Raw genomic sequence first — 834 nt, forward strand, 5'->3', positions numbered from 1 at the left:
ATGCTTATGATACTACATTACTTGACATTAGCCATCAGAAACCTGCTGAAATATCGCACGCAAAACGTTATTTCTATCATCGGACTGGCCGTGGGCCTGTTCAGTTTCTGCGTCTGCTTGTATTGCAGCCGTTATATTGAGTCAACCAATCACTGCTTCGACAACTACAAGCGGATTGTACTGGTTAGTTTGTACGATAGCGAACAGGACCATTATTTCTCCGGCACGCCCGCACCGCTCTGCGAGGACATGCGCGGCTGGGCAAAGGGGGTAGAGGCCCTTTCGTTCGTCTCCTATCCCCGCCAAATGCCCTTCGACATCGAGGTAAGGCCCGGCAAGACCTTACCCTACGAGTTGAAACGGATGGAGACGGACAGCCTCTATGCCCGCATCTTCACGCCCCACATCGTAGCCGGAAGCTGGGAGGGGGCCAGTCATACGCCCAACGCACTGGTGATGAGCCGTTCGACGGCCGTCCGCATCTTCGGCAGCGAGGCCGAAGCCATCGGAAAGACATGTGTCATGACCCGCCGGCTGCCCACTTCGCCATCGGCCACTCCCCACAACGGAGGCATCACCTATACCGTGCAGGCCGTCATGGACGACACGCCGCTCAACAATTCCCTCCACTTCATGGAAACGATGGACATGCTGGTGCTGAACGACAGCGAAGGCCTGCTGCAAAGCAACAGACGCCACGAGATGACGGGAGGCAACACATTTGCCCTGCTGGCACCCGATGCCGACATCCGTCAGTTGGAAGAGCAGTTCATGCAGAGCGACTACAGCTGGCGGCTGTACGACAGGGACTATGAAGCACAAGTATTTCCCATC

1 protein-coding gene is annotated in these 834 nt (G+C 56.0%); it reads left to right on the forward strand.

Annotation, left to right across the window (positions count from 1 at the left end):
- Positions 1–6: 6 nt before the first annotated feature.
- Positions 7–834 (forward strand): ABC transporter permease (locus tag QVP67_RS14750; RefSeq protein WP_369677366.1); only part of this gene is annotated, 828 nt, incomplete at its 3' end.

Source organism: Bacteroides sp. CAG:633, from assembly GCF_000435115.1.
Classification (GTDB): Bacteria; Bacteroidota; Bacteroidia; order Bacteroidales; family Bacteroidaceae; genus Bacteroides; species Bacteroides ndongoniae.